This is a genomic window from bacterium (assembly GCA_040756715.1).
Lineage (GTDB): Bacteria > UBA9089 > UBA9088 > UBA9088 > UBA9088 > JBFLYE01.
The window spans coordinates 1-2,681 of record JBFLYE010000123.1; the positions used below are offsets into that span (position 1 = coordinate 1).

The following is a 2,681-nucleotide window of genomic DNA, read 5'->3' on the forward strand; positions in this document are numbered from 1 at the left end:
CTCTAAGACCCTTGGACTCCTAGACTCTAAGACTCTTGGACTCCTAGACTCTAAGACTTTTAAGTTATGGTTTGTGATATCTGTGGTATAAAAGAGGCAAGCATTCATTTTAAGCAGGTAATAAATAATCAAACCACGAGCATTCACCTTTGTGAGGAATGCGCAGAGGAAAAAGGGTTTGGTTTATCTAGCATTTCCCAACCATTTCCAAACCTACTTGAATTTTTTTCAAATATATTTAAAGAAGAAAAAGGGGCAATTGCAGAAGAAATGCGATGTACAGGGTGCGGAATGGGGCTATCTGAATTCCAGAAAGGAGGAAGGCTTGGATGCTCTGATTGCTTTGAGGCATTTAAACAACCCCTTCTTTCCCTCTTAAAGCAAATACATGGGAACACGGTTCATATTGGAAGACATCCTTTTGGTTTTGAAAAGATAGCACAAAAGGAGAAAAAACTTAAAATCTTAAAAGATGAGCTTAAGAAGGCTATATCTACTGAGAATTATGAGGAAGCAGCAAGGCTTCGGGATATGATTAAAGCGTTAGAACAATGATTCGGGGTTCGTGATTGTTAAAATGTTAGAAAACTATATTAAAACATCGCCAGAATGGCTCAATGCAAAGGGAGAGGAGGCTGATATAGCCATAAGCTCTAGGATTCGGCTAGCAAGAAATATAAAGGATATACCATTTGCCCATTGGGCTCCGATGAATGACCTTGAGAAGGTAACAAAAATGATAGAGGAGGCTATCTCTCGTATTCCCTCGCTTAAAAATGCTGATATAATAAGACAAAATGACCTAATTCCCCTTCAAAAACAATTCCTTGTAGAAAGGCATCTTGTTTCACCAGAACACACTAATTCTAAACTTGGAAGCGTTATTGTAAGCGAGAGGGAGATAATATCAATTATGATAAATGAAGAAGACCATTTGAGGATGCAGGTTTTATCAAGTGGACTTAACTTAGTAGACAGTTGGCAGATAATTGCAAAGGTTGAAGAGGAGCTATCAGCCATCCTTCCATTTGCATTTTCCTTTGATTTTGGCTATCTTACAGCCTGCCCAACCAATGTGGGAACAGGGATGAGGGCATCTATAATGCTTCATCTCCCTGCATTATCCTTAAGTAATAAGATTGAAAAAATAATTCCATTCCTCTCAAAGGTTGGAATGGTCTCTCGGGGCTTTTATGGAGAAAAATCCGAGACATTTGGAGATTTATTTCAGGTTTCAAATCAGATAACCCTTGGGAAAAAAGAGGAGGAGCTTATTGAAGCCCTCATTAAGGTTATCCGCCAAATTATAGACTATGAGAAGGAAGAAAGGGAGCTTTTGAGAACAAGGGGAGGGATTCAGATAGAGGATAGGTTTAAAAGGGCTTATGGTCTTCTTGTCAATGCAAAGCTTATTCCGTCCCGTGAGGCAATGGAGCTTTTATCCATTATCAGGCTTGGAATACATTTAGGCTTCCTTCCAAGTATTCCAACAGAGCGGTTAAATAGGCTTCTTGTTTTTACCCAACCCGCACATCTTCAGCTAGCGATAGGAGGAGCTTCTAATCCTGCGCTAAGGGATCGTGAAAGGGCAGAACTTATCCAGAGAGAATTGGAAATAAGGTAATAAATTAAAAAAATGAAGAAAGTAGGATATATCTTTCCTGGACAAGGTTCACAATATGTTGGAATGGGGAAGGAAATCTATCACCATTCCGAGGTAAAGGCTATTTTTGATACTGCATCAGATATTCTTTCCTATGATATGACAAAGCTTTTATTTGAAGGTCCAGATGATATATTAAATGATACAGAATATGCTCAAACCTCAATATTTACTGTAAGCATTGCCTATTTTAAAGCCCTCCCCTTCCTTTCTTTTCCCAAATCCCAAATCCCGCTATATGTTGCGGGTCATTCCTTAGGTGAATACACAGCCCTAACAGCAGCAGAATCCCTGGATTTTCAGGAAGCCTTAATGATTGTCAATAAAAGGGCAAGCCTTATGAGGGAGGCAGCTTCTAAAATTAAGGGTGGAATGATTGCCTCCCTTGGCTTAAGTTTAGAGAAAATAGAAAGAATTTGCAAGGAAACAAATGTAGAGATAGCAAATATAAATTCTCCTTTACAGATTGTTATCTCCGGGTTAGATAAAGATTTGCAAAAGGCCCAAGAGGCGATAATAAAAGAGGGAGGAAAGGCAATAAGGCTTAAAACATCAGGCCCATTTCACTCATCTTGGATGAAAGAAGCAGAGGAACAAATGAGGCTTGTCCTCAAGGATTGTAAGATAAAGCCACCAAAGATAAAGCTAATTCAAAATGTATCTGCCTCTTGCACAGACGACCCAGAGATTATAAGAGAAAACCTTATAAAACAAATAACAGGAAGGGTAAGGTGGGATGAAACAATAAGGTTTATGGAAAAAGAGGGTATAACCTCTGTAATTGAAACAGGCCCTAGCAATGTCTTATCAAACCTTACAAAAAGGATAACACCAAATATAAAAGCAATTCCAGTCTCTATATGTGTTTAGCTGTTTTAAAATTCATTCACTAGCATTAAAAATTCCTACGATTGGTATTGGCTCTGGGATACATTGCGATGGACAAATCCTGGTGCTTAATGATATGATTGGTCTTACTGAAAGGTCTCCTAGGTTTGTAAGGAGGTATTTGAATATG

At 38.5% G+C, this 2,681-nt stretch carries 3 protein-coding genes and 1 pseudogene; all 4 read left to right on the top strand.

What is annotated here, in order from left to right; translation table 11 throughout:
• The first annotated feature begins 66 nt into the window (after positions 1 to 66).
• The 4 genes and pseudogenes from AB1397_04755 (at position 67) to AB1397_04770 (ending at position 2,681) form a co-directional block, all read left to right on the top strand.
• Positions 67 to 555, top strand: coding sequence for a UvrB/UvrC motif-containing protein (locus AB1397_04755; GenBank protein ID MEW6482294.1), 489 nt, complete (start codon positions 67 to 69; stop codon positions 553 to 555).
• Positions 556 to 577: 22 nt separating this feature from the next.
• Positions 578 to 1,624 carry a protein arginine kinase gene (locus tag AB1397_04760; protein ID MEW6482295.1) on the top strand — a complete coding sequence of 349 codons (1,047 nt, stop codon included), beginning with the start codon at positions 578 to 580 and terminating at the stop codon, positions 1,622 to 1,624.
• Between the two features lie 12 nt (positions 1,625 to 1,636).
• Entirely contained in the window at positions 1,637 to 2,533 is an 897-nt protein-coding gene (fabD, locus tag AB1397_04765; GenBank protein MEW6482296.1) for an ACP S-malonyltransferase, read from the top strand.
• 16 nt (positions 2,534 to 2,549) lie between these two features.
• Positions 2,550 to 2,681 (top strand): annotated as a pseudogene (locus AB1397_04770) (3-methyl-2-oxobutanoate hydroxymethyltransferase).

Excerpts from the sequence above, each read along its gene's own strand:
- AB1397_04755 (MEW6482294.1), top strand. The coding sequence starts at position 67 with ATGGTTTGTGATATCTGTGGTATAAAAGAGGCAAGCATTCATTTTAAG.
- AB1397_04760 (MEW6482295.1), top strand. The coding sequence starts at position 578 with ATGTTAGAAAACTATATTAAAACATCGCCAGAATGGCTCAATGCAAAG.
- fabD (MEW6482296.1), top strand. The coding sequence starts at position 1,637 with ATGAAGAAAGTAGGATATATCTTTCCTGGACAAGGTTCACAATATGTT.